Source organism: Pseudonocardia sp. OZ21, from assembly GCF_059359135.1.
Genome location: NZ_JCADBN010000001.1, coordinates 344,927 through 370,133 on the forward strand (window position 1 = coordinate 344,927; position 25,207 = coordinate 370,133).

Below are 25,207 nucleotides of genomic sequence, written 5' to 3' on the forward strand. Positions count from 1 at the left end.
GTGTGCTCCTCCCTCACGCGGCCCGGGCGGCGCGGACCACACCGGCCACCTGGTCGGCCGAGAGCTCCGCGAGCCCGAGGGCCGGTCCCCCCGCCGCGGCGGCGACGCGGGCGGCGAGGCCGAGCCGGACCGGGCCGCTCTCGCAGTCGACCACCACGGTGGCGACGCCGTCGGCCGCGAGCAGGGCCGCGGCGCGGCAGGCGTCGTGCACGGGGTCGCCGCCCGGCCGCGCGGCCACGGTGGCGCGGCCGTCGGTCAGCAGCACGAGCAGCGCACGACGGCGCGGGTCGCGCAGCCGCTCGACGCGCAGCACCGCCCGGGCCCGCAGCAGCCCGTCGGCGAGCGGCGTGCGCCCACCCGTCCGCATCGCGGCGAGCCGGACCTGTGCCGTGGGGACACTGGACGTGGGGGGCAGCACGAGCTCCGCCGCCGCGCCCCGGAAGGTGACGAGCCCGACCTTGTCGCGGCGCTGGTAGGCGTCGCGCAGCAGGGAGAGGACCGCCCCGCTGACGGCGGACATCCGCGCCCGTGCGGCCATCGAGCCCGAGGCGTCCACGGCGAACAGCACGAGGTTGCCTTCCCGACCTTCGCGTTCGGCGCGGCGCAGGTCGCCGGTGCGCAGCAGCAGCCCGGCGCCCGCCCGGCCGCGGGACCGCTGGTGCGGGGCGGCGGCGGCGATGGTGGCGGCCAGGTGCAGGTCGGCGGCACGGCGCGGGGCCTCGCCGGACGCGCGGACGACCCGTCCGGTGTCGGTGCGCGCCCGCGACCGGCGCCCGGGTGCACCCTCCCCCACTCCGGGGACCTGCAGCAGGCGCGCCCGGAACGGGCTGGACGGGGGCGGGGCGGGCGTAGCGCGGCCGTCGCCACCGGGTGCGGCACCGCTCGGGGCGGGCTGCCGCTCACCGTCGGGCTGCGCAGGCTCCGGGGTGGTCGCGTCCTCGGCCTGCGAGGGGTCGGCAGGCCCGCCGCCGCCGGTATCGGGCCCGTCCGGGCCGCCGTCGGAGCCACCGCCGTCGGGGCCGTCGTCAGGTCCCCCGCCGTCGGGGCCGTTGTCGTCCGGGCCGTCGGGGGGTTGTTGCCCCGCCTCCCGCAGCGCCTCGTCGAGGGCGTCGTCGTCGATGCCCGGCTCGTCGAACGGGTCGCGACGGCGCCGGTGCGGCAGCGCCAGCCGGGCGGCCACGCGCACGTCCTCCTCGGCCACCGCATCGGCGCCCCTCCAGGCGGCGTGGGCCACGGCGGCGCGGGCGATGACGAGGTCGGCGCGCATGCCGTCGACGTCGAACGCCGCGCACACGGCGGCGATCCGGCGCAGCTCGGCGTCGGGCAGCACGACGGACCCGACCCGGGCCCGCGCGGCGGCGATCCGCTCGGCGGTGGCGGACTCGGCGTCGCGCCACGCGGCGGTGAACGCGACCGGATCGGCCTCGAACGCCAGCCGGCGGCGGACCACCTCGACCCGCGTGGCCACGTCGCGGGCCGCCCGCACCTCGACGGCGAGCCCGAACCGGTCGAGCAGCTGAGGGCGCAGCTCGCCCTCCTCCGGGTTCATCGTGCCGACCAGCAGGAACCGGGCCGCGTGCGACACCGAGACGCCGTCGCGCTCCACGTGGGCGCGGGCCATGGCGGCGGCGTCGAGGAGCAGGTCGACGAGGTGGTCGTGCAGGAGGTTGACCTCGTCGACGTAGAGCACGCCGCGGTGGGCGTCGGCGAGCAGCCCGGGCTGGTAGGCGCGCACGCCCTCGCTCAGGGCGCGTTCCAGGTCGAGCGAGCCGACGAGCCGGTCCTCCGTGGCTCCCACGGGCAGCTCGACGAGCCGGGCAGCGCGGGTCTCGTGGCCGGCGGTGGTGGCGTGCGGTCCGTCGGGGCACTCCGGGTCGGGGGCCGCGGGGTCGCAGCTGAACCGGCAGCCCGCCAATACGTGCAGCCGGGGCAGCAGCGCCGCCAGGGCACGGACGGCCGTGGACTTCGCGGTGCCCTTCTCCCCGCGCACCAGCACCCCGCCGACACCGGGGTGCACGGCGTTGAGCAGCAGGGCGAGCCGCAGGTCGTCGTGGCCGACGACGGCGGAGAAGGGGAACGTGCTCACGGCGGGGAGCCTGCCAGACCGGAGGTCACCACCGGGAGGTCCGCAGGTGTTCCGTGATTGATGACATGTTCAAGTGTGCGGGTGTCGAGGTGCTCCTCGACCAGGTCGCCGAGCAGGTCGAGCTGGGCGTCACGGCGCGTCGCGAAGCTGGTGTCGGGGGCGGGGTGGAACCCGGTCCGTCCGGCCTGGTCCGCGACACGGCGCAGCAACACCCGCCGGAAACCGTCGTTCTCGAGCAGGCCGTGCCAGTGGGTGCCGACGACGACACCGGTGTCTGACCCCTCCGGTCCGCCCGGATTCGTAGCGTGCAGCAGGGACGGGTCGCCGGTGTGCACCACGCGGCCGTGGTGGATCTCGTAGCCCCGCACCGGCTGACCCCACGCCGTCCCCGTCGGGTTGCCCAGGTGCTTGTCGGCGGCGAACTCGACCTCCAGGTCCAGCAGGCCGAGCCCCTCGGCCTCTGCCCCCTCCACACCGTGCGGGTCGGCGATCCGGCGCCCGAGCATCTGGTAGCCCCCGCAGATCCCCAGCACCGGACGCCCGGCGCGGGCGTGGGCGACCACACCGTCGGCGAGCCCGGTGCGGTGCAGCCACTCCAGGTCGGCGACGGTGGCCTTCGAGCCGGGCAGCACCACCAGGTCGGCGTCGAGCAGCCGGGACGGCTCCGTCACGTAGCTGACGGCGACGCCGGGCTCGCACGCCAGCGCCTCCGCATCGGTGGCGTTGGAGATCCGGGGCAGCCGGACCACGGCCACCCGCAGCCACTGCGACCCGTGTGGTGGCGCGGGCCGGCCGAGCACCCCGTCGGCCACGGCGGACAGCGAGTCCTCCGCGTCGATCCAGAGGTCCTCCGCCCACGGCACGACCCCCAGCGTCGGACGTCCGGTGAGCACGCCGAGCCGGTCGAGCCCTGGCGTGAGCAGGGAGACGTCACCGCGGAACTTGTTGATGACGAACCCGGCGATGCGTGCCTGGTCGGCGGCGTCCAGGACGGCGAGGGTGCCGAACAGGTGCGCGAGCACTCCGCCACGGTCGATGTCGCCGACCACGATCACCGGCAGGTCGGCGGCCTGCGCGAGACCCATGTTCGCGATGTCGGTGGCCCGCAGGTTGATCTCCGCGGGCGATCCGGCCCCCTCGCAGATCACCACGTCGTAGCGCTCGCGCAGCCCGGCCAGCTCGGCACGGACGACGTCGAGCAGTGCCGCCTTGCGCGCGTAGTAGGACCGCGCGCTCACCGTGCCGTCGACGCGCCCGCGCACCACGACCTGCGAGCTGCGGTCGCTCCCCGGTTTGAGGAGCACCGGGTTGAAGGCGACGTTGGGCTCCAGCCCGCAGGCGTGGGCCTGCATCGCCTGGGCCCGGCCGATCTCGCTGCCGTCGGCCGTGACCACCGAGTTGTTCGACATGTTCTGCGCCTTGAACGGCGCCACGGCCACCCCGCGGCGGGCGAGCCAGCGGCAGATCCCGGCGACCAGGGCGCTCTTCCCGGCGTCCGACGTCGTGCCGGCCACGAGCAACGCCCCATTGACCACGCCAGAACCCTACGTCGGCGGAGCCCTCCTGCTCCCGAACGGCGCGAACGCCTAACGTGGACCCGTGCGGTTCCTTCTTCGCCCTGGGTGGCTGGCGTTCGTCGCGGTCGTGATCGGGTTCGCCGTGGCGTGCTACACGCTGCTGGCCCCGTGGCAGTTCGGCCGCGAAGCCCAGCGTGACGCCGAACAACAGGCCATCGACGCCTCCTACCGCACGCAGCCCGTCCCGCTCGCCGACCTCGTGTCCAGCGGCACCGGGGTGCGTCCGGACGTCGAGTGGCGGCAGGTCACGGTGACGGGAACGTACGTGCCGGAGGCCGAGGGGCTCGTGCGGCTGCGCGTGGTGGACGGCAAGCCGGCGTTCGAGGTCCTCACCCCGCTGCGGACGGAGGACGGGCGGCTCGTCGCCGTCGACCGCGGGTACGTCACCACCACCGGCGGAGTGACCGTTCCGAGCTTCGCGCCCGCGCCGCCGGGCACCGTCACCCTGACGGGCCGGTTGCGGCTGGACGAGACAGATCCGCAGAACCGCCCGGTGCAGATCGACTCCGGCCACCGGCAGCTCTACGCCGCCGACTCCCGTGCACTCGGCGCCGCCACCGGCCTCACCCTGGAACCGGGCTACGTGCAGCTGTCGGCCGGCCAGCCGGGAGTTCTCGGGCCTCTCGCCGTCGCGGAGAGCACGGGCGGCGCCCCGTTCACGAACTTCTCCTACGCCCTGCAGTGGCTCACCTTCGGCGCGATCGCGATCTTCGCGCTGGGCTACTTCATCCGGCTGGAGATCCTGCAGCGCCGGGGACGCGACCGCCGCGGCGAGCGCACCGCGCTGCGCCAGGCCCTCGCGGGTGACGACGACGATCCTCCCTCGCCGCAGGAACGGCCCGCGCCGGACGAGACCCCGCTCGCCGACCGCTACGGCCGCAACTAGCCGCGGCCCGCGGGTCAGGTCCGGACGAGCTCTGCGGCCCGTTCCGCGATGGCGTAGACGGTGGCGTTGGTGTTGGCCGACACCGGGCTCGGCATCACCGAGGCGTCGACGACCCGCACGCCCTGGAAGCCCCGCAGCCGCAGGTCCGGGTCGACCACGGCATGGTCGTCGACGCCCATCCGGCAGGTCCCCGCGTAGTGGTGGTAGCTGCGCAGGCTGCGGCGGAGGTAGGCGCGCAGCTCCTCCTCGCTCTGGGTGCTGACACCCGGCTGGGCCTCCTCACCACGCCAGGCATCGAACGCGGGCGCGGTACCCAGCTCACGGGCGATGCGCAGCCCGGCGAGCATGGCGTCGAGGTCGCGGCGGTCGGAGTGGTAGCGCGGGTCGATCACCGGCAGGGCACCCGCCTCCGGGCCCGCGAGGCGGACGGTGCCGCGGCTGTAGGGCGCCATGAGGCTGACCGCGAGGGTGTAGCCGGCGCCGGGCTCCGGGCCCGTCAGGGTGGCGGTGCGCAGCGGAACGACCGAGCAGAACAGCTGCAGGTCGGGCCACGGGACCTCCGGGCTGCTGCGCAGCGTGCCCTTGACCTCACCCCCGCCGTTGCTCGTGGAGGGCGGCACCGGCTGGGTCGAGTGGTAGATCAGGGTGGTCATCGGGTGGTCGTGGACGTTCGCACCCACCTCGGGAACATCGGCCACCACCGGGATCCCGACCTCGGCGAGGTGTTGCTGCGGGCCGATGCCCGAGAGCATCAGAAGCTGGGGTGTGCCGACGGCACCGGCGGCCAGGAGCACCTCGCCGCAGTGCGCGGTGAGGACCGACCCACCGGTGGAGTACTCGACACCGGTGCAGCGGTCGCCGTCGAGGACGAGCCGGTGCACGAGCGCATCGGTGACGAGGTCGAGGTTGGGCCGGTCGAGCACCGGCAGCAGGTACGCATCCGCCGCGCTCTGCCGCTTGCCGTTGACAATGTTGAACTCGCCCCAGCCGAACCCTTCCTCCAGCCCGCTGTTGATGTCGTCGACGACGGGGTAGCCGACCTGGCCTGCCGCCTCGAGCGCAGCGAGCGACAACGGGTGCGGCGCCGTGGGCGTCCAGAGCGACAACGGGCCGTCCTGACCCCGCACCGCCGGGTCGCCGCCCGCCACGTGTTCGGTGCGTTTGAAGTAGGGCAACAGGTCGTCGAAGCCCCAGCCCTTCAACCCGGCCGAGACCCACGCGTCGTGGCTCGCCCGGTGCCCACGGATGAACGCCATCGCGTTGATCGCCGACGACCCACCGAGGCCACGGCCCCGCGGCCACGCCTCCGTGCGGCCCACGCCCTCCAGCACGACGGTGTGGTCCCCCCAGTCCATCGACGACCCGGTCAGGCTGGGCCACGCCCGCGGCAACGCCACCGCGTCCAGCGGCTCCCGTGCGCCCGCCTCCAGCAGCAGGACACGCGTGTCCGCGTCCTCGGTCAGCCGCGCCGCCACCACGCAACCCGCCGATCCCGCACCGACGACGATGAAGTCGTACTGTTCTGCTGAAGGCCCCACGATTCGACCTTTCTGTAGTTATTAGTATTCCAATACCTGATTATAAATACATCGTCCGCCATCGTTTCGTGACGCCTCTCACCGGAATCGTGAGATTCTCTTGTGAATCGTGCCGTTCCGATCCGCTCACGGCTCGACCAGGGGACAGCGATGAGTTCCCGCTCCCGAGGCGGTCTCACAGGGAGTACCGACCGCCAGCGAAGGGACCAGCCGTGCAGCAGAAGATCATCCCGAACCTGTGGTTCGACACCGAGGCCGAGGAGGCCGCGGCCTTCTACCTCTCGGTCTTCCCGAACTCGCGCATCGGGAAGGTCACCCACTACAGCGAAGGCGGGCCACGGCCTGCCGGCATGGTCATGGCCGTGGAGTTCGAACTGGACGGCCAGCGGTTCGTCGGCATCAACGGAGGCCCCGAGTTCACGTTCGACGAGGCCGTCTCCTTCCAGATCAGCTGCGAGACCCAGGAGGAGGTCGACCACTACTGGGAGCGGCTGTCCGACGGCGGGGAGGAAGGGCCCTGCGGCTGGCTCAAGGATCGGTTCGGGCTGTCGTGGCAGGTCGTCCCCACGGCCTTCGAGGAACTGATGTCCGATCCCGACCCGGCACGTGCGCAGCGCGCGACGCAGGCGATGTTCGGGATGACCAAGCTCGACATCGCCGCACTGCGCCGCGCCGCCGACGGTGTCCCGGTGACCTGACGGGGCGACCTGACCGGGGGCGACCGGTCGCTACGACGTGGGGCGCCGGCGCGCCGGCGCGCGCACCGTCGCCACGGCGGCCGCCAGCCCGGCAGCAGCCCACCCGACCAGCCGGGACAGCCGGGCTGCCCTCAGCAGATCCGCGGGCGAGGGCGCCGGGCCTGCGCCGAGGCGGGGGCGCTCCTCCACCCCGTGCGGGTAGACCGTGCGCCCACCGAGGCCCACGCCCAGCGCTCCTGCCGCGGCCGCCTCCACCGGGCCGGCGTTCGGGCTGGGATGCGCACCGGCGTCCCGGCGCCACGCCCCCAGCGCCGCCACCGGCGAGCCACCGACCGCGGGGGCGAGCGTCGCGAACAACAGTGCCGCCACCCGGGCGGGCAGCAGGTTGGCGAGGTCGTCGAGCCGCGCGGCGGCCCAGCCGAACCGCAGGTAGCGGGCCGAGCGATAGCCGACCATCGCGTCAAGGGTGTTCACGGCGCGATAGCCGAGCAGCCCCGGCACCCCCGCCACGGCGCCCCACAGCAGCGGGGCCACCACCGCGTCGGAGGTGTTCTCGGCCATCGACTCGGTGCCCGCCCTGGCCATCCCGGCGGCGTCGAGCGCCGCGGGGTCACGGCCGCACAGCGACGGCAGCCGCAACCGCGCCGCCGCCAGGTCGCCCTCGCCGAGCTCGGTCGCGAGCGCGCTGCCGTGGCGGGACAGCGAGGTGCCGCCGAGCACGGCCCACGTTGCCGCTGCGGTGAGTACCACGTCCGCCAGCGGGCGGCCTGCCACCGCACGCCGGGCGAGCACGCCCAGCCCGGCGGCCGCCGCCACGAGCACGGCGGTGTGGGCGGCCCCGGCGGCCCGGCTGTCGGCGTAGCAGCGGCGTTCGACGATGGCGGCCACCGCGCCGAAGCCGGCCACCGGATGCCACCGGCGGGGGTCGCCCAGCACGGCGTCCGCGGCCGTTCCGAGCAGGAGCCCGGCCGGCCGGACCCACCCGTTCGCTCTCACGCCGCGACGGTACGGCGGCGCACCTACTCCCCGCCCACCGCCCGACCGAGCCGCAGTCCGTAGAGCCGCTCGGCCTCGCGGGCGATCCGGTGCAGCGAGCACGGCCATCGGGAGCCCGACCCGCTGGAGGTACGGCAGGCGACACACCGGCCCATCCGGTCGGCGACGTGCGCTGCCAGCAACCGTCGCCACACCTCCGGCATGCCCGCCATCACCTCCGCCAAGGGACCAGCACCGGGCGCGCGTGGTTGCGTCACAACCCGAGGAACTCCGCCGGGGAGGAACACATGCCCGGCTCCTCGGTCCTGTCGACGAGCGGTATACAAGCTGCGACCAGCGCCAACAGTCCGGCGGAAACCGTCCCAACTGTCGGGATCGCCGGTTGCCGTACGCCACTCATCGCCCCGATCAGGTGACGTGGACGCCGCCGGACGTGGCAGACCCGGTGCGCCACCGCCGGGTCTGCTCACGCAGCGGGGCGATCAGCAACCCGCCGCCCGTCGGTCAGAGGACGAACTCGCCGTCGGCCGGCCCCGTACCGGTGCCGGCGCCGCGGAGGTCGGCCTCCCGACCCCGCAGCTCCACTCTCCTGATCTTCCCCGAGATCGTCTTGGGCAGCTCGGCGAACTCCAGCCGCCGGATCCGCTTGTAGGGGGCGAGGTTGTCGCGGGCGAACTCCAGGATCGCCCGTGCCGTCTCCTCCGTCGGCTCGTGGCCCGCGGCGAGCACCACGTACGCCTTGGGCACGGCGAGGCGCACCGGGTCCGGCGACGGGACGACCGCGGCCTCGGCGACGGCCGGGTGCTCGATGAGCACGCTCTCCAGCTCGAACGGGCTGATCCGGTAGTCCGATGCCTTGAACACGTCGTCGGAGCGCCCGACGTAGGTGATGTAGCCGTCCGCGTCGCGGGAGCCGACGTCACCGGTGTGGTAGTAGCCCCCCGCCATCGCCTCGGCGTTGCGCTCCTCGTCGCCGTGGTAGCCGACCATCAACCCGAGCGGCCGCTGCGACAGGTCGATGCAGATCTCCCCCTCGTCGGCAGGCTGCCCGCTCACCGGGTCCACCAGCACGATCGGGTAGCCGGGGACCGGGCGGCCCATCGAACCCGGCTTGACGACCTGCCCCGGCGGGTTGCCGATCTGCACGGTGCTCTCGGTCTGCCCGAACCCGTCGCGGATCCGGACGCCCCACGCCTTCTCGACCTGGTCGATCACCTCGGGATTGAGCGGCTCCCCCGCCCCCACGACCTTCGCGGGCGGGTTCGCCAGGCCGGACAGGTCGGCCTGGATGAGCATCCGCCACACCGTCGGCGGGGCGCAGAAGCTCGTGACGGCGCAGCGGTCGAGCACCGCGAGCACGCTCTCCGCGTCGAACTTCGTGTAGTTCATGACCAGCACGCAGGACTCGGCGATCCACGGCGCGAAGACGTTGCTCCACGCGTGCTTGGCCCAGCCGGGCGAGGAGATGTTGAGGTGGACGTCGCCGGGCTGCAGACCGATCCAGTACATCGTGGAGAGGTGACCGACGGGGTAGGACGCGTGCGTGTGCTCCACGAGCTTCGGCTTCGCCGTCGTGCCGGAGGTGAAGTACAGCAGGAGCGTGTCGGACCCCCTGGTCACACCGTCGGGGGCGAAGACGGCCGATGCGGAGTCGGCATCGCCGTAGTCGAGCCAGCCATCGGGTGCGCCGCGCACCGCGATGCGCGTGTAGTCGCCGTCGACGGCGTCGAACTTGCCGGCGTCGGCCCCGCCGACGACGACGTGCCGCGCACCGCCGCGGGCGAGCCGGTCACGCAGGTCGGCGGCGGTGAGCAGCGTGGTGGCCGGGATGACCACGGCACCGAGCTTCATCGCGGCGAGCAGCGTCTCCCACAGCTCGACCTGGTTGCCGAGCATGAGGATGATCCGGTCCCCCCGGGCCACCCCGTGGTCGCGCAGCCAGTTGGCGACCTTGTTCGAGCGTGCGGCCAGCTCCCGGTAGCTCCAGTACGCCTCGCTGCCGTCCTGCTCGACGATCCACAGTGCACGGGCCGCGCCACGTTCGGGGTGGGCGGCGACGGAGTCGAAGTGGTCGATCGCCCAGTTGAACTCGTCGATCCCGGGCCAACGGAACTCACGGTAGGCGGTCTCGTAATCCTCCCGATGTGCCACGAGGAACTCGCGCGCCGCGTAGAAAGCCTCAGCCGACCGATTCATGACCTCACCTCGGGAAGTTCGCAACTCTGCTCGTGGCACCCTAGTTTGATCGCGTCACGCTGTGTTCCGGCTGCGCTCTGCGGGGTGGCAAGGGCTGATCCCCCGGACGCGCCGAACACTTCGGGCCCGCGCATCCTGCCCCACCGCCTACCGTTTGCGTCGTGATCGATTTCCCGTGGAGGGGCCGCATCGTGGCGGCTGCGCTCCTCACCGGCCTGCTCCTGGCAGGCTGCGGCACAGGCGGCCCGCCCGCCGGTGCCGGACTGGCCACACCGCCCGCGGACCCGACGGCCCAGCAGACGGCACAGCAGTCCACACGGGAGACGACGCGGGAGAGTCCTCAGCCCGCGGCCGAGTTGCCCTGGCCCGCGCCGGGTGCCGCCGAAGCCGCCGCGCTCCAAGCGGCGGCCGACCGCGGTGCCCAGCCCTGGTTGCTCGATCCGTCGGAGGTGGCCATGTCCTATGTCGCGGCAGCGCACGGATGGACGGACGCCGAGGCTCTCCCGCGAACGGACGGCACCAGCGTCGATGTCCGCCGGCCCGACGGCGAGCGTCTCGCACTCACCCTCGCCCAGCCCGGTCGCACCGGGAACGGTGGGATCTGGGTGGTCACCAGGGAGAACGACGGGTAGCGACTAGTGAGGTGCACAGACTCCCGGCAGTAGCCGGCAGGGAACCAACGCCAGTAGAGCGTCGATCAGCTTAACTCGACGGCCGTGACCATCCGTAACCCTTTGGCACCTTGACTCACTTGTTCGGGTGAACCGCTGCCACAGGTGCAGCGTTCCGGGTCCGGCCGTCGATCTCCTTCACAGATGCCGCCGCACGAGCGACGGCCCGATCGCCAGGGGGCGACGAGCATGACCACCGACTCTGTCCAGCAGGACATGTTCACCGTGTTGCACGGCCAGCCGGCACCGGTCGTGACGCGGTGGACCTACACCGCGTCCGACCCCTTCGCGATCTCCCTGGCCGTCGCGACCAGGAGCGATCGATGGATCGAGTGGTTGGTGGCGCGTGATCTCGTGATCGACTCGATCACCGGGCCGGTCGGCGAGGGCGACATCCGCATGACGCCGCAGGAGGTGCAGGGCTACGACATCGTGGAGATCGAGATCCGCTCCGCCGACGGCCGCGCCGTGCTGGAGGTCGACCGGGACCTGTTGCGCCATTTCATCGAGGCGACGATCGACATCGTGGCGCTCGGTGACGAGCTGAACCGGCTGGACCTCGACGAGGAGATCGCGAAGATCACGCGGAGTCGCGCCGAGTAGGTACGGCAGCGCCCGGTAGGACTGCTCCAACCGCGCCGCCCTGCGCCTCGTGGCTGCCTCGCGTGTGTCTGCCCGCGACGGTCACGTCCTGCGGCTCCCGCCGCCGCGCGGGCGACCACCCACTCTTCTTCGCGCCGGCCCATCGCAGCGGCCGGCTCGTCCGCTCCCCCGGCGTACCACCGCTTGTAGTGCGGTGGCGCCCGGCCTCAGGGCAGGCCCGCGCCCGGCCCCACGTCGTCCCGTCCCGATGCAGGTGCGGCTGCGCCCGCGGCATCCTGGACGGCGTCGATGCCGGCGGCAGGATCACGACCCGGGTCGAACACGTCACCGTCGGCGCGGACGTCCCGCGCAGCCTCAGCGCGCGCCCGTTCGGCGAGCGGGTCGTCGCCGAGCGCATCGGCGAGTGCCGGGTCGTCAAGGGCCGGCGAGTCGGCGACCGACGGTTCCGCCTCGATCACGGCCCCCGGGCCGTCGAACTCGTGCATCGCGGCCTCCTCGGCAGACGCGGCACCGCCGTCGATCCCGACGTCCACGGCATCCATCGCGTCGGACGTCTCGAGCGCGGCGCCCTCACCCGCCATCGTCAGGCGCCCGGCCCGGTCGACGTCCACCTGTTCCTCGCCCTGCTCGCGGCTGAGCCGTTCGTCGAGGGTGTCGCCCTCCCGCATCCCGCGGGCGGTGACGCCGTCCTCGTCGAGCGCGTAGGGCCGGTCGGGCGGCACGTAACCTGCATCCAGGGCGTCGTGGTCGCCGGGAGGCGCCGTCAACTGCTCGTCGCTCTCCAACTGCACGGATGCACCCAGGTCGGGCGCCTCGGGCTGCTCCTCATAGTCTCGCTGAGCCATGGCGGCGGTTACCCGGGCAGGTAGCCGGCCACACCGCGTATTTCCTGTCGCTCCGCGCCGTGTGTTCTGATCACATCCACCGCCGGAGGAGAACCGATGACGCCGCAGCCACCCTCGCAGTCCGGGTCGAGCGGCGCGGTGGCACCGGTCCCGGCGGTCCGGCCCCGCGACTCCGCGGCGACCCGGCGGGCGCTGGCCGACGCCGGCCGCGCGCTGTTCGCCACCGTCGGTTACGACGCCACCACCGTCCGGGCGATCGCGGAGCGCGCCGGGGTCAACCAGGCACTGCTGTTCCGCTACTTCGGGAGCAAGGAGGGCCTGTTCGCCGAGGCCGTGCTGGACAAGGCGACGCAACTGCTGGCCGAGGTGCCGCGCGAGGTCCTGCTCGAGCGCACGCTCGCCGCGGTGCTGGACGACGTGCAGGGCCGCTCCGCCGAGACCCTGATGGCGGTGCTGCGGGCCGCGGGCAGCTCCCAGGTGGCCGAGGACATCCGCATCCGGCTGTGCGAGGCCTACTCCACCGCGTTCGCGTCGCTGGTCGACACCGACGATCCGGCCGATGCCCAGGTGCGCGGCGACCTGCTGCTGGCGTGGCTCCTCGGGATCGCCCTCAACCGGTCCGTGCTGCAGGCGGGGCCGCTGCCCGATCCCCAGGTGGTGACCGGACACGTGATGCGGGCCGTCGGCACCCTGCTGGCCCGGCACGACGAGTAGCACCTGTCACCTGGCACGTCCGCCCGGCGCGGCTCAGGATGGACAGGGTGTCCAGCGAGCATCGCATCGGGTACGTGATGTCACCCGCCCCGCTCTACTACGAGCAGTTCGCCACCGCGGGCGACGGTGACCGCCGCGTCATCGTCCTGGTCCACGGCGGCCTCCTGAGCGGCGCGTGCTACCTGGGCACGCCGGACGGGCGGCCGGGATGGGCCCACGACTTCGTCGACCACGGCTATGACGTCGTGGTCCCCGACTGGCCGTCGATCGGCCGGAGCGGCCCCGTGGCCGAGCACGCGCTGTCCGGCGAGTTGGTGTGCGCGGCGCTGGGCGCCCTCCTGGAGCGTCTGGGCAGGCCGGTCGTCCTGCTCGTCCACTCGATGGCGGGCCCCTACGGGCTCCGGCTCGTGGAGACCCACGGGCACCTGATCGAGGCGCTGGTGGCGGTCGCTCCGGGGCCACCGGGCAACATCCAGGCCCGTCCCACCGTGGTGTCCGAGACCGACACTGAGATCGAGGTACTCGGGCCGGGGACCCGGTGGAGGTTCCCGAAGACGGGTGCGTTCGTCGCCACGGAGCAGTTCGTCGAGGACAAGCTGATCGGCCGGGACACGACCCGGTTCCCCCGCCACGCCGTGGACGTCTTCCGGGCCGGGCTCCTGGCCCTGCCGGCGCCGCTGGTGCTGGAGCGCTACAACCTGAACGGCAGCGCGGTCCGGGTGGAGCAGCCGGACAACTTCGCCGGGCTGCCCGCACTGGTGGTCACCGGAAGCGCGGACCTGGAGCACTCCCGGGACGAGGACGGCGCCACGGCCTCGTGGCTCGCCGGGCTCGGCGCCGACGTCGAGTACCGCTTCCTCGCCGACGCCGGGATCACCGGCAACGGCCACATGCTCATGCTCGAGGACAACAGCCGGGAGATCGCAGGCTCGATCGCCGGCTGGTTGGAGGACAAGGCGGCGCGCTGACGCCGACCGGTCACTCCTCGGGACGCGGGAACGGCTCCGGCAGCCGCCGGGTGTGGGCCTCCACGCCCCCGCGGGCCCGCCCGCCGGTGCCGGCGGCGAGCCGCAGGCAGGTCTCGACCCACAGGTTCAGCTGGATCTCCTTGGCCACGCCCACCCCGCTGTAGAGCAGGTTCGACAGCCGGTCCCCCGACCGGGCCCACGCCTCGATGCCGATGAACAGCCGGTCGCCGTCGTGGCGGCAGCTGAACTCGATCTGCCCCGCCTCCAGGTGCCCGCGCAGGGTGGCCAGCCGGAACGACGTGTCCGTCCGGTCGATCACGCGCACCGGGCCGTCCCACGGTCCCGGCATCCGGATGAGGAACTCGTCGCCGACGCTCAGGGAGCCCGGCTCCCCCCGGCTCTTCACGAACACCGCGACCTCCGACGGGGCACCGGAGTTCGGCTCGCCGGCAAAGGCAGCGATCACCTCCGCGGGCTCCTGCTGCGTCCCCTCGACACGCACCGAGTAGTGCCGGTGGAACAGTGGCCCCACGCCGTCCTCGACGGGCTGCACGTCGTCGTCGAGCAGGTCGGACGGGATGGCGGGTGGGAGGTCCGACGCGTCGCCGTCGGCCTCCGACCGGTAGACCGGGGTGGTGCGCCACATGTAGCGCCAGGACACCAGCACCAGCCCGAGTGGCCAGCGGAGCACGATCGCGATCCGGCGGGCGAGGCTGCCGGGCGTGGAGCGGGATCGCCGGAGTAGGAGCACGAGAACCGGGGTACCCGGTTTTCGTGATCGCCACCGGTCCTCTCCTACGCCACGCGGTGCTGCCGCTGTACGGCGCCTCGCTCGGCTCGATCGGGCTCTGCATCGCGCTGTGGTTGCGCGCCAAGACCGTCGACCAGGAGGAGCGGGGGAACGCCGAGCGCCGGGCGCTGTTCGTCGGGCTGTGGCCGCCGATGTTCTGGCTGATCGGGGACGCCGCGCACCGCGAAGGCAACCGGCGCTGAGAGCGGTGCGGGACGTCGCTACCGCGGTGTGCGACCTCCGCCACCGTCCGGTCAACTACGACGAGGGTCAGGCTCCCCCGGTCGTCGTCGACGGCTGGCACCAGGACCGGCGCGTGCTGCTGCTCGGCCAGGAGGGACCGGGGGAACCGGAGCCCGGCGGAGTGGTCGAGACGGCGGGCGCCCTGGTCAACAGCTACGAGTTCAGCGACCCCCGCATCCTGCGCGCGGCCTACCACCTCCCCGGCGACCTCGTTGGCCGCGACATGCTGCTGGAGGGCCGGTTCCTCGTCCTGCGCTTCCTGATCGGGGTGCGCATCACCGACGAGCACAACGAGATCCGCGCCGGGGCGAACGGGCCGGAGCGGGTGATCGGCTGGTCCTACCGCACGCTGCAGGGCCACCTGGAGCAGGGCCGGCTCACCTACGAGGTGGCCAAGGAACTGGGGACGGGCCGCGTCGAGTTCCGGATCATCGCCTACTCCCGGCGCGCACCCATCCCGAACCCGCTGCTCAGGCTGGGGTTCCAGCTCTTCGGGCGCCATACGCAACTGCAGTTCTACCGGCACGCTCTGGTCCGGCTGCACCGCCTGATGCAGGCACCACCGGGTTCACCCGCCCCGGGGCCGGACGGGATCGTCCGCGCCCCGAGCGGGGCGGAGCCCGGCCGGTTCGAGAGGTGGACGGTGCGGTTCACGCACCCCGGCCGGTGACCCGGGCACCCCCGATGCGACCACGCGGGGCCGCCCGATCGGGGTCCACCACCCGGGCGGTCTGCCGATCTCCGGGTTTGCCGGGCCGCCGAACGGTCAATCCGCCGGTCATGCGGCCCTTCGACCAGATCGAACGTCTCGAACGCGCCCAGGTGCTGGACGGCCCGGCTGCGGCGATCCGCACCCGGGTGGAGCGCCTGCTCTCCGACCGCCGTGTGAAGGACGCGCTGCACGGGGTGTGGCTCGGCCATCCCCTGCACTCGGCGCTGGTGCACGTCACGCTGGGGTCGTTCGTCTCGGCGTCGTTGATCGACCTGGTCGGCGGGCAGCGGCGCTACTCCACCGGGCTCATCGCCACCGGGCTCCTCCTCACGCCGCCGACCGTCGCGGCGGGCTGGGCCGACTGGTCGTCGGCGCACCCCGACCAGCAGCGGGTCGGTCTCGTGCATGCGGCCACGAACGCCGTGGCGATCACCTGTTACGCGGGGGCCCTGCGCCAGCGCGCCCGGGGCCGGAGCGGGCGGCTGCTGTCGCTCGCCGGAGCCGCGGTGAGCAGCGTGGGCGCCACCCTGGGCGGCCACCTCTCCTACCACCAGTCACTCGGGGCCAACCACAGCGACCGGGTGCGCGACCTCGCTCCGAAGGGCTGGCAGCCGCTGGGGCTGCTCGCCGACCTGCCCGAGGGACAGCCGGTGCGGCGGACGACCGGCGAGGTGCCGCTCTTCGTGCTGCGGCGCGGGCAGCAGGTCGTCGTGCTGGCCGACCAGTGCCCGCACCTGGCGGGCCCGCTCTCGGGAGGTGAGGTGGTGGGCACCGACGGCGACGCCCGGGTGGTCTGCCCGTGGCACGGGAGCGAGTTCCGGCTCGACGACGGCTGCGTCGTGCACGGCCCCGCCACCGCCGCCGTTCCGCTGTTCGAGGCCCGGGTCGTGGACGGCGCGCTGGAGGCCAGGATCGTCGCGAGCGCGGGCGCGCCGACGGCATAGGCGGCGCTCCCCCGGCTCACCGCTCGATGTGCACCTGTACGGACCGGGCGTCGGGCGACAGCCAGCCCTTCCGCTCCGCGTACGCCGTCATGGCCGCCCAGCGCTCGTCCCAGTCGGGGGCGGTCGCGAGCAGCTGTGCCCGGGAGCGCAGGACGCCGAGGTCCAGCCAGGCGGTGTCGGCGTCGATCAGCTCACCGGTTCCGGTGGTCGTCAGCGCGGTCCGGGCACCCTCGGCGTCGAGGTCGGTCTGCAGGTGCAGGCGGCCGAGGTCGTCGGCGTCCTGCACGACGGCACCCTCTGCGGTGAGTCGGACGATCATCCTGCTGATCCTGCCCGGGATGGCCGAGATCGCGAAAGTCGGGCCGCGCGCCCGGTCGGGCCGGTCACTGCCCGAGCGCACGCCCCCTCGCCTGGTCGAGGAACGCGGCGGCGTCCGGGCCGAACGCGTAGCGCGCGGCGTCGAGTGCGCGGATCGCGGCGGAGAGCGCGTCGGGGTTCATCGCCTGGTGCAGCGCCATCCAGACGTGGCGGTGCGCGCCGCGGCCCTCGAGTCCGGACGTCCGGGCGAGCACGTCGGCGTCGGACGTGAGGGTGCGGGTGGCCAGGCTCGCGGCGACCGCGGGGTGGGAGCCGAGCCCGCTGTGTTCCACCGCCTGCGCGGCCGCCCACCAGGCCAGCTCGCGCAGGGCGGGGTCGGGGAGCGCCAGTAACGATTCGGTGGCCGGACCGAGTGGGGCGGGCTCGCTCCAGCGCCGGGTGCCGTCGGGCCGGCGCTCCTCCGGGTGGTGCTCCGGGAGCCGGGGCAGGATGCGGTAGGCGACGCCTGCCGTCTCGATGCGCTCCAGGTCCTCGGCGCGCAGGCCACGGCCGGTGAACCGCTCGACGGCGACGAGGCACTTCTCCACCCGCTCGTGGTAGTCCTCGAGCTCGAGCCCCTCGAGCACGGCGATCACCTCCGCATCGCCGGGTGCGTCGGGCGGGGGCGGCTCGAACGAGGCCAGCATCACCCCGGCGCGGGCGAACGACAGGTTCGTCATCGCGTCGACGTTCCAGTACATGCTGGCGGCCCGCCCCCGCGCGGATGCGAGCCGCAGCACCGGCATCTGTGCCCCCTGCCAGCCGTTGTACTCGACCGCCAGTACCGCGTCGCCGACCGGCAGCACGGCGACCCACGGGTCGATCCCGGTCTGCTCGAACAGCTCGGTGAGGGCGACGGGCTCCGTGGGGTCGGCCCCGAACGCCCCCAGCACCCGCTCGGGCCCGGAACCGGTGACGACCGTGACCGTGGCCGCCATGCCGAGAACGGTGTCGCGAACCCAGCGGTAGGCCGCCTCCGGGCGGGGGGCGACCGGTGGCTCCGGCTCGCCCCGCAGCCGGTGGCCGAGCCGGTCGGTCGCCTTGTGCACCACCTCGTCGGCGTACGGCGCGGGCCAGAGCACGATCTCGTAGCGCTCGCCGCCCTCCCGGCCGTCGTCGTGCTCGTCGCGGCCCCGCGCCGAGACCCGCGCCCTGATCGATCCCGGCCAGGGCGGGGTCTGTCCCTGCAGGTGCGCGGGCGCCGGGCCGGCCGGGCCCAGCACCGACGCCGCCCCGGCGACGGCGGTGTAGCTGACGTCGACCACTTCCTGCCACGCGTCAAGGTCGACCACGTCGGGCTCCTCGCCCAGCACCCGCAGCCACACCGGCACCGCGGCGCTCGGCACCCCGGTCCGGACGACGATGCCGCCGGGCACCACCTGGGCCAGCCCGTTGGTCGGCTCCGCCGGGACGGCCGGGAAGTCTCCCTCGACCAGCGCGAAGCGGTGCTCCTGCACCGGCACGTCGCCTGCGGAGAACCGCGGCAGGACGTACTCGGCGCGCAGCCGCTCGCGCAGCGCCACGGCGTACGCATCGGGTATCGGGCGCTGCCGCAGCACCCGGGTGGCCGCGTCGAGCGCCACCCCGACCACCACCGGCGGCTCCGACCCGACGATCGGGGGCCGGGCCGCCCGCAGCACCGCGAGGGCCGTGACGACGGCGAGGGCGAGGTGCACACCGCCGTGTGCGGCGGCGACCTCGTGCTCGGCGCCGGGGGCGGCCTCCAGCAACGGCGAGATCCGCTCGTGCTCGGCGAGGGCGGCGACGAGACCGGTGACCAGCTCGCGCAGTCCCGGCGCCACCTGGTCGAGGAGGGCGACGGCGGACCTGGTCTCGCTCTCCCCGCTCGCCGAGAGACTGGCCACCGCGCCGGGGGCCTGCGGCATCCGCGCCCGGACGTGCCTGGTGAGCACCTCCGGGACGACGATCCGGACGTCGGGGATCGTGAGCTCGAGCGCACCGAGGAGCCGCTCGGCGAGCAACTGGTCGACGCTCGACCCGCGCGGGGGCGCGGGCCGCAGTCGGTCCACCGGTCCCGAGGGCGCCACGAGCCTGCCGAGCGCGGCGACGGGCGCCGCGGGGATCCGGGCGGCCACCGTGGGAAGTGCGTTCAGCACCGGCTCGACGAGAGCGACGGCGAGCGCGGCAGGAGCCTCCGGCGCCCGCGCCGTCCCTTCCGCGCCCGGCGTGTCGACGGCCCACTCGGGAGACATCGGCACCCGCATGGGCGCGGCGGGCCGCGCGGCCGGTGGTCGTTCTACTCGTTCGCGTCGGTCCACAGCAGACCCGCCCCTTGATCGTGGAGCGGCCATTCTGGACGACGGCGGGGACCGGCCGTCACCCGGTCCGGTGGCCCCGGGGTGAATGGTGGACGCGCAGGGCGGGCACTCCTCCGACATGACGGACCGGACGCACGGAATCGCCCCCCAGGAGCTCGACGACGACGACCTCCGCCGCGAGGTGGCGCACCTGCACGAGACCCGGCACGACACGCTCCTGGGTGGCAGCGAGGCGGCGCTGGAGGCGCACACGGAGCGGATGCTCGCACTCGAACACGAGTTCCTCCGCCGTTTCCCGGAGGACAGCGCACCCGACCCGATGCGCACGCGGGCCGGTAGCCGCGAGAGCGCCGGGCAGTCGGTGCCGGGCCGCGACCTGGATGGCGCACCGGGCTGACCGGAACAATCGTCCTGATCGACACCACGAAGACGAAAGGGAATCATCCGGTCCTCGGTTGCCGCACATTGTCGATAATGGCGGCGTGCCCTATCTCCGTACCGAGGACAGCAACATCTTCTACACCGACACGGGCCCCGGCACGGGACCCCCGGTCGTCCTCGTGCACGGCTGGACCGCCGACTCGGTGGACTGGTCCTGGCTGATCCCGGCGCTCACGGAGGACTTCCGCGTCATCGCCTACGACCAGCGGGGCGCCGGCCGCTCCGCTCCCGCGCGCAGTTACGACATGGCCCGGCAGCGCGCCGACCTGGCTGCACTCATCACGCGGGTGGCCGCTGGACCCGTGCTGGTCGTCGGGCATTCGCTGGGCGGAGCCATCGCCTCCACGATGGCCGTGGAGCACCCGGAGCTCACACTCGGCATGGTCGCCCTGGACGCCCCCTACGCGGCGGACGCGGCGCGCCGCCCCGTGATCGAGGCGATGAAGGCGCGGCTGCTGACCGAGGAGCCCGTGGCGGCGATCCGCTCGTACCTCGGCGCAACGTGGTTCTCCGACACCTCCCCCGACTGGCTGACCACGCTCGTGTTCCGCAGGGTCGAGACGCTGTCGGCCGCCACCCTCCACGACATGTTCCTCGGCATGTGGGACGACCGCGACATCGCCTTCCGCCCCGGCACGGACGGCTACCTCGCCCGCCGGGAGTGCCCGGTGCTCGTGATCCAGCGGAACGCCGAGGCGGCCGCCTACGAGGAGTCGACGTTCCGGCACCCGGCATCCCGCGCGGTGGTCATGACCGGGGCCGGCCACTGGCTCCAGATCGAACGGGCACCGGAGGTCGCCGCCGAGATCAGGACGTGGTGGAGCACGGCACGTCCCGGCCGGTGACCGCAACGGCCATGCGGCGCCGCGGCCTGCGGAGCACGAAGAACGCCACCGACCCGAGTGCGGTCACCACCGCGAGCGCGACGAACGCCCCCGGGTACCCACCCGCACCGTCGGCGAGCGCGGTGACGAGCAGCGGCCCCACCACCAGACCGATGGAGACGAAGCCCATCGACCAGCCCATGATCGTGCCGAAGGAGCCGATCCCGAAGTAGTCCGTGCGCAGCGACGTCATCACGGGACCACGCAGCCCCCACGCGATGCCGTGCACGATCGCCGCGGCCACGACGAGCCCGACGCCCGACACCAGTGCGAGCGCCACCAGCACCCCGGTCTGCACGATCATGCAGAGCGCCGCGAGCCGGCGCTGGTCGACGCGGTCGCCGATGAGGCCGGTGACCACCTGGCCGAGCAGTTGCGCGGTCGACATCACCGCCACCGTGAGGCCCGCGGTCGCCAGCGGGATGCCGTGATGGTGGGTCATCAGCGGCACCAGGTGCAGGTTGACGGCGCTCACCGCCACGAGGGCCGAGCCGTGCCCCACCACGAGGAGCCAGAACGCGCTGGTGCGCAACGCGCTGCCGAGGTCGTGGTCGTGGTCCCGATCGCGGCCGTGGTCGCGGCCGCGGTCTCCGGCCGGTGCGGCGGCCACCGCGGCGGCGAGCATCGCCGGTTCAGCGGTCGCCGGGGCGACGACGGGTCGCGACACCCGGTCGGTGGGCAGGACGGTGCCTGCCGCCACGCCCACCACGAGGATCACCACGGCCACGCCCAGGAACGTGGCACGCCAGCCGACGCCGTCGAGCGCCCACGTCACGAGCGGGACGGCCAGGCCGCCGAGCGCGACGCCGGTGGGCAACAGACCCAGCGCGAGCGTGCGGCGCTCGGTGACCGTCTGCACCACCGCGACCGTCAGCGGCGTGATCCCGGCGGCGGAGCAGCCGAGGGCGATGACCACGACGGCACCGATGAAGTGCGACGCGCTCCCCACCGTGCTGGCCAGCGCGAACCCGGCCGCGGTGCCGACCGTCCCGAGCCGGGACACCGCGCGCGTGCCGAACCGGTCGCAGCACCACCCCGTGAGCGGGGACAGGAACCCGTTGCCCAACTGGACGATCGCGTAGCCCACGGCGACCACGCCCGGCGACCAGCCGGTGTCGGCGGTGATCGCCACCAGGTAGGCGCCGAACGCGCTCATGATCAGCCCGTTCTGCAGGGTGAGCAGCACCGAGCCGCCCACCACCACCCACCACCCGCTCCTCGCCGTTCCGCGCACGCGCAGCGGCGTCATCGGGTGGTCGGCGCCGTGGCGTCCCGCTCCTCGTTCTGCTGCCGCTCGAACTGCGAGCGTGCCCAGCGCAGGTCGGACTTCCCGGTGTTGAGCCGTTGCACCTCCGGCACGACGACGACGTGGCGGGGCTTCTTGTAGGAGGCCAGTCGCGCACCGACGAACGCCGCGAGCTCGCCTGCGTCGGCGTGGGCCCCGCGCTCCATCGACACGACCGCGGCGACGGCACTGCCCCAGCGCGGGTCCGGTACGCCGAGCACGACCACGTCACGCACGGCGGGGTGGGCGTGCAGCGCAAGCTCCACCTCGTCGGCGTACACCTTCTCCCCGCCGGTGTTGATCACGGAGCTGCCCCGGCCGAGCAGCCGCAGCCTGCCGTTCGCCTCGAGCACGGCCATGTCCCCCGGCACCGAGTACCGGACCCCGTCGATGTCACGGAAGGCGGCGTCGGTCTGCTGCGGGGCTCCTGCGTAGCCGGCCTCGGCCACCACCGGGGCGGCGAGCATGCCCACCTGGCCGGACCCGGCCGGGACGTCGCGCCCGTCCTCGTCGAGCAGCCGCGCGCCTGCTGCCAGCACGAACGTGCCGTCCTGGTCGTCGACCGTGCTGCGGGTGACCGAGGAGTGCGCGTACACCCCGCCCTCGGACGCCGCGATGGTGTCGAGCAGCGTGAGGTCGCCGTGGGCGAGCAGCCTGCGCTTGACCGCCGGGCTCCAGACGGCACCGACGCTGCGGATCCGGCGCAGCGTCTCGATGCCCGACGGGCGCCCCTCCGCGCGCGCCTCGTCGAGTGCGTCGAGCATCCGCAGCGCGAACGCATCGCCGACGATGTGCATGTCGGAGACGCGGTGCCGCGAGATCGCCGCCAGCAGGTCCTCCCCCGTGGTGCTGCGGCCCGGCAGCAGCACCACCGGCGCACCGACCGACATGGCTCCGAGCGCGCCGTACAGACCGGTGCCGTGCATCAGCGGCGGGGCGGGTAGCTCCACCCGGCCCCGCTCGCTGTACGGGTCGATGTCGAGCGCCTGGTGCAGCGCCTCCACACCGTCGGCGGGATCGATGCCGAGCGCCGACAGCCCACCCGCCCGCACCGCGCGCACCCGCTCCGCCTGCCGGCCGACCACCGCCTTGGGGTAACCGGTCGTGCCGCCGGTGAACAGCAGCCATTCCGTGTCGCCGCGAGGCCTGCGCGGCAGGCGTTCTGCGGTGGTGACCTCGCTGCCGAAGCCACTGCCGTTCGGCCCGATCGTCACGAGGAGGTCGCAGCCGGCCACGGGCTCCGCGGCCTCGGCGACCACACCCGCCAGGTCCGCGTCGACGACGGCGCCGCGGGCGCCCGAGCTCTCCAGCAGGTGCCGGACCTCCTCGGCCCGGTACCGGTAGTTGATGTTGATGGGAGTCGCCATCAGCTTGAACAGGGCGTGCAGCGTGACCAGGTACTCCGGCGAGTTGCGGGCGTCGATACCGAACCGGTCGCCCGCCCGGATGCCCTGCGCGGCGAGGTACCCGGCCAGCCGGTCGGCCTGCTCGTCGAACTGCGCCCAGGTGAGCTCCCGTTCACCTGCGGCGATGGCGACCCGGGCCGGTGCGAGGTCGGCGATGTGCTCGAAGTGCGACGCGAAGTTGTCGGCGAGGCCGCCCGGCCCGGTGACAGCGGTCCCGGTCATCGCGACCCCGGCTGCGACCGGTCCGGCGCGCCCCCGACCTCCAGCCCGAAGAGCCGGGCCGCGTTGTGCAGCATCAGGTCGGGCTTGACGCTGTCGCGGATCTCGGTCTTCTCCAGGTCGGCGATCCACCGCTCCGGGGTGAAGAGCGGGAAGTCGGTGCCGAACAGCACCTTCTTCTTCAGCAGCGTGTTGGCGTACTGCACGAGCTGGGGCGGGAAGTACTTCGGTGACCAGCCCGAGAGATCGATGTACACCTGCGCCTTGTGCACCGCGATGGCCAGCGCCTCGTCCTGCCAGGGGAACGACGGGTGCGCCATGATGATCGGCATGTCCGGGAAGTCGACGGCGACGTCGTCGAGGTAGATCGGGTTGGAGTACTTCAGCCGGACGCCACCCCCTCCCTTGGTGCCGGACCCGACGCCGTTCTGCCCGGTGTGGAAGAGAGCGGGCAGCCCGTGCTCGGCCAGCACCTCGTAGATCGGGAACGCCACCGGGTCGTTGGGGTAGAACTCCTGCACGCTCGGGTGGAACTTGAACCCGCGGAAGCCGTACTGCTCGATCAGCCTCCTGGCGATCCGCGCTCCCGCCTTGCCGCGCAGCGGGTGCACGCTCGCGAACGGGATGATCACGTCCGGGTGCTCGGCCGCGAGCTCACCGACCTCCTCGTTGGTGGGGGCGTGCTCGTCGACGTCCCCGAGCGAGTCGATCGTGAACGCCACCGCCGCCATCCGCCGCTCGCGGTAGAACTCGGCGAGACCGTGCAGATCCATCCCGAGCACGTCGGACCTGAAGTGCTGCTTCATCTCCGCCATCCGCGCGCTCCCCGCCTCGCTCTGGGTGGCGCGGGTGGAGAAGTGCACGTGGGTGTGCACGTCGATGGCGACCAGGTCGGTGGGCCGGAGCCTCGGCTGCTCGGTCATCATCGGGCCTCCGCCGGGACGTCCGGTGCGTAGGGCTGCAGGTGCGGTGCGAGCCGCTCAGGGAACACCTCGGCGATCGCCTCGGGCGTCCAGCCGCCCTCGCGGGACGCCTCGGCCGCGACGGCCGGGTGGGTCCACACGCTGATCCGGTCACCGCCGACGCCCAGCGCCTGCCCGGTGACCCCCGCAGCCGCGTCGGAGAGCAGGTAGACCACCAGCGGTGCCACATCGTCGGCCGTGCCCACGCCCGCCGCGCGCAGCCGCGCCGGCACCGGCTCCCCCGCCTCGACAGCGGCCACGGCGTCGGCGAACGCGGGGATCGTGGCGACCATGCGCGTGAGCGCCACCGGAATCAAAGCGTTCACGGTGACGTCGTGGCGGGCCGCCTCGACGGCCAGCGTCCGCGCCATCCCGACGATGCCGGCCTTGGCCGCCGAGTAGTTGGTCTGCCCGAAGCTGGCCCGCTGGCCGGCAGGCGAACCGATGAGCACGAGCCTGCCGCCCCCGCCCTGCTCACGGAACCGGGCCAGCGCGGCACGCGCGCAGGTGAACGTGCCACGCAGGTGCGTCTCGAGCACGAGGTCGAAGTCCTCGTCGGTCATCTTGCCGACCGACCGGTCCCGCAGCAGCCCGGCGTTGGTGACCACGGCGTCAAGCTGCCCGTAGTGCTCCACCGCCGCGGCGACCAGCGCATCCGCCGTGGCTGTCGGGCCCACCGGCGCGACGACCGGCACGGCCCGTCCGCCGGCAGCGATGATCTCCCCGACAACCGCGTCAGCCGCGTCGGCGTCGACGTCGTTCACCACAACCGCGGCGCCCGCGGCCGCGACCGCCAGAGCGTAGGCGCGGCCGAGGCCCCGGCCCGAGCCGGTCACGACCACCACCCGTCCCGCCAGCACCAGATCTCCCGTCACAGTCCTGTCTCTCCTCTGCTAGTGGTGGGGTG

At 73.5% G+C, this 25,207-nt stretch carries 25 protein-coding genes; 11 read left to right on the forward strand and 14 right to left on the reverse strand.

The window, feature by feature from the left end; translation table 11 throughout:
* Window positions 1-13 precede the first annotated feature (13 nt).
* Window positions 14-2,086 (reverse strand): putative cobaltochelatase, encoded by a 2,073-nt coding sequence (locus AC5L35_RS01710; RefSeq protein WP_495057709.1) that lies wholly within the window; start codon window positions 2,084-2,086, stop codon window positions 14-16.
* Window positions 2,083-3,621, reverse strand: a complete 1,539-nt coding sequence (locus AC5L35_RS01715) for a cobyric acid synthase (RefSeq protein WP_495057710.1) — start codon at window positions 3,619-3,621, stop codon at window positions 2,083-2,085. The genes AC5L35_RS01710 and AC5L35_RS01715 overlap by 4 nt, the downstream gene beginning before the upstream one ends.
* Window positions 3,622-3,685: 64 nt before the next feature.
* On the opposite strand from AC5L35_RS01715, the gene AC5L35_RS01720 reads away from it, so the two are divergent.
* Window positions 3,686-4,549, forward strand: coding sequence for an SURF1 family cytochrome oxidase biogenesis protein (locus tag AC5L35_RS01720; RefSeq protein WP_495057711.1), 864 nt, complete (start codon window positions 3,686-3,688; stop codon window positions 4,547-4,549).
* Between the two features lie 14 nt (window positions 4,550-4,563).
* Here AC5L35_RS01720 and AC5L35_RS01725 read toward each other — a convergent pair whose 3' ends face one another.
* A complete protein-coding gene (locus AC5L35_RS01725; RefSeq protein WP_495057712.1) occupies window positions 4,564-6,087 on the reverse strand; it encodes a GMC family oxidoreductase in 1,524 nt (507 codons plus the stop codon).
* Between the two features lie 212 nt (window positions 6,088-6,299).
* Between AC5L35_RS01725 and AC5L35_RS01730 the strand changes: the two genes are divergently transcribed.
* The gene (locus AC5L35_RS01730; protein WP_495057713.1) at window positions 6,300-6,785 is read left to right on the forward strand and encodes a VOC family protein; all 486 of its coding nucleotides are present in this window, start codon (window positions 6,300-6,302) and stop codon (window positions 6,783-6,785) included.
* Between the two features lie 30 nt (window positions 6,786-6,815).
* On the opposite strand, the gene AC5L35_RS01735 is transcribed toward AC5L35_RS01730, so the two are convergent.
* From AC5L35_RS01735 to AC5L35_RS01745, 3 genes are all read right to left on the reverse strand, one after another.
* Entirely contained in the window at window positions 6,816-7,781 is a 966-nt protein-coding gene (locus AC5L35_RS01735) for a cobalamin biosynthesis protein (RefSeq protein ID WP_495057714.1), read from the reverse strand.
* Window positions 7,782-7,804: 23 nt separating this feature from the next.
* Window positions 7,805-7,984, reverse strand: coding sequence for a hypothetical protein (locus tag AC5L35_RS01740; RefSeq protein WP_495057715.1), 180 nt, complete (start codon window positions 7,982-7,984; stop codon window positions 7,805-7,807).
* Between the two features lie 301 nt (window positions 7,985-8,285).
* Window positions 8,286-9,977, reverse strand: coding sequence for an AMP-binding protein (locus AC5L35_RS01745; protein WP_495057716.1), 1,692 nt, complete (start codon window positions 9,975-9,977; stop codon window positions 8,286-8,288).
* Window positions 9,978-10,138: 161 nt separating this feature from the next.
* Here AC5L35_RS01745 and AC5L35_RS01750 point away from each other — a divergent pair, with 161 nt between their 5' ends.
* Window positions 10,139-10,609: a hypothetical protein gene (locus AC5L35_RS01750; protein WP_495057717.1), complete on the forward strand. Its 471-nt coding sequence runs from the start codon at window positions 10,139-10,141 to the stop codon at window positions 10,607-10,609.
* Between the two features lie 228 nt (window positions 10,610-10,837).
* The gene (locus AC5L35_RS01755) at window positions 10,838-11,251 is read left to right on the forward strand and encodes an SsgA family sporulation/cell division regulator (protein WP_495057718.1); all 414 of its coding nucleotides are present in this window, start codon (window positions 10,838-10,840) and stop codon (window positions 11,249-11,251) included.
* A gap of 206 nt (window positions 11,252-11,457) precedes the next feature.
* Here AC5L35_RS01755 and AC5L35_RS01760 read toward each other — a convergent pair whose 3' ends face one another.
* Window positions 11,458-12,096 carry a DUF5709 domain-containing protein gene (locus AC5L35_RS01760; RefSeq protein WP_495057719.1) on the reverse strand — a complete coding sequence of 213 codons (639 nt, stop codon included), beginning with the start codon at window positions 12,094-12,096 and terminating at the stop codon, window positions 11,458-11,460.
* A gap of 96 nt (window positions 12,097-12,192) precedes the next feature.
* Between AC5L35_RS01760 and AC5L35_RS01765 the strand changes: the two genes are divergently transcribed.
* Window positions 12,193-12,810: a TetR/AcrR family transcriptional regulator gene (locus AC5L35_RS01765; RefSeq protein ID WP_495057720.1), complete on the forward strand. Its 618-nt coding sequence runs from the start codon at window positions 12,193-12,195 to the stop codon at window positions 12,808-12,810.
* A gap of 47 nt (window positions 12,811-12,857) precedes the next feature.
* The gene (locus AC5L35_RS01770) at window positions 12,858-13,778 is read left to right on the forward strand and encodes an alpha/beta fold hydrolase (protein WP_495057721.1); all 921 of its coding nucleotides are present in this window, start codon (window positions 12,858-12,860) and stop codon (window positions 13,776-13,778) included.
* A 10-nt stretch (window positions 13,779-13,788) separates the two neighbouring features.
* Here AC5L35_RS01770 and AC5L35_RS01775 read toward each other — a convergent pair whose 3' ends face one another.
* On the reverse strand, window positions 13,789-14,529 hold the full coding sequence (locus tag AC5L35_RS01775) for a DUF1990 family protein (protein WP_495057722.1): 741 nt from the start codon (window positions 14,527-14,529) through the stop codon (window positions 13,789-13,791).
* Window positions 14,530-14,552: 23 nt separating this feature from the next.
* On the opposite strand from AC5L35_RS01775, the gene AC5L35_RS01780 reads away from it, so the two are divergent.
* The 3 genes from AC5L35_RS01780 to AC5L35_RS01790 all read left to right on the forward strand — a co-directional run bounded on the left by AC5L35_RS01780 (window position 14,553) and on the right by AC5L35_RS01790 (window position 16,467).
* Window positions 14,553-14,771 (forward strand): hypothetical protein, encoded by a 219-nt coding sequence (locus tag AC5L35_RS01780; protein WP_495057723.1) that lies wholly within the window; start codon window positions 14,553-14,555, stop codon window positions 14,769-14,771.
* A gap of 5 nt (window positions 14,772-14,776) precedes the next feature.
* Entirely contained in the window at window positions 14,777-15,481 is a 705-nt protein-coding gene (locus tag AC5L35_RS01785; protein WP_495057724.1) for a DUF1990 family protein, read from the forward strand.
* A gap of 110 nt (window positions 15,482-15,591) precedes the next feature.
* The gene (locus AC5L35_RS01790; protein ID WP_495057725.1) at window positions 15,592-16,467 is read left to right on the forward strand and encodes a Rieske (2Fe-2S) protein; all 876 of its coding nucleotides are present in this window, start codon (window positions 15,592-15,594) and stop codon (window positions 16,465-16,467) included.
* A gap of 16 nt (window positions 16,468-16,483) precedes the next feature.
* Here the strand turns inward: AC5L35_RS01790 and AC5L35_RS01795 are convergent, their stop codons facing one another.
* Complete coding sequence (locus tag AC5L35_RS01795) at window positions 16,484-16,786, reverse strand: hypothetical protein (RefSeq protein WP_495057726.1); 303 nt, start codon at window positions 16,784-16,786, stop codon at window positions 16,484-16,486.
* 64 nt (window positions 16,787-16,850) lie between these two features.
* Entirely contained in the window at window positions 16,851-19,037 is a 2,187-nt protein-coding gene (locus AC5L35_RS01800) for a DUF6461 domain-containing protein (protein ID WP_495057727.1), read from the reverse strand.
* A 184-nt stretch (window positions 19,038-19,221) separates the two neighbouring features.
* Here AC5L35_RS01800 and AC5L35_RS01805 point away from each other — a divergent pair, with 184 nt between their 5' ends.
* Window positions 19,222-19,500, forward strand: coding sequence for a DUF6158 family protein (locus tag AC5L35_RS01805; RefSeq protein WP_495057728.1), 279 nt, complete (start codon window positions 19,222-19,224; stop codon window positions 19,498-19,500).
* Between the two features lie 85 nt (window positions 19,501-19,585).
* Window positions 19,586-20,389: an alpha/beta fold hydrolase gene (locus AC5L35_RS01810; RefSeq protein WP_495057729.1), complete on the forward strand. Its 804-nt coding sequence runs from the start codon at window positions 19,586-19,588 to the stop codon at window positions 20,387-20,389.
* Here the strand turns inward: AC5L35_RS01810 and AC5L35_RS01815 are convergent.
* From AC5L35_RS01815 to AC5L35_RS01830, 4 genes are read right to left on the reverse strand one after another with little or no spacing between them, the layout of a single operon-like run.
* The gene (locus AC5L35_RS01815) at window positions 20,352-21,677 is read right to left on the reverse strand and encodes an MFS transporter (protein ID WP_495057730.1); all 1,326 of its coding nucleotides are present in this window, start codon (window positions 21,675-21,677) and stop codon (window positions 20,352-20,354) included. The genes AC5L35_RS01810 and AC5L35_RS01815 overlap by 38 nt on opposite strands.
* Window positions 21,674-23,341 carry an AMP-binding protein gene (locus AC5L35_RS01820; RefSeq protein WP_495057731.1) on the reverse strand — a complete coding sequence of 556 codons (1,668 nt, stop codon included), beginning with the start codon at window positions 23,339-23,341 and terminating at the stop codon, window positions 21,674-21,676. Before AC5L35_RS01820 ends, AC5L35_RS01815 begins: the two co-directional genes overlap by 4 nt.
* Window positions 23,338-24,261, reverse strand: coding sequence for an amidohydrolase family protein (locus AC5L35_RS01825; protein WP_495058068.1), 924 nt, complete (start codon window positions 24,259-24,261; stop codon window positions 23,338-23,340). The genes AC5L35_RS01820 and AC5L35_RS01825 overlap by 4 nt, the downstream gene beginning before the upstream one ends.
* Window positions 24,261-25,175: an SDR family NAD(P)-dependent oxidoreductase gene (locus AC5L35_RS01830; RefSeq protein ID WP_495057732.1), complete on the reverse strand. Its 915-nt coding sequence runs from the start codon at window positions 25,173-25,175 to the stop codon at window positions 24,261-24,263. Before AC5L35_RS01830 ends, AC5L35_RS01825 begins: the two co-directional genes overlap by 1 nt.
* Between the last annotated feature and the right edge of the window lie 32 nt (window positions 25,176-25,207).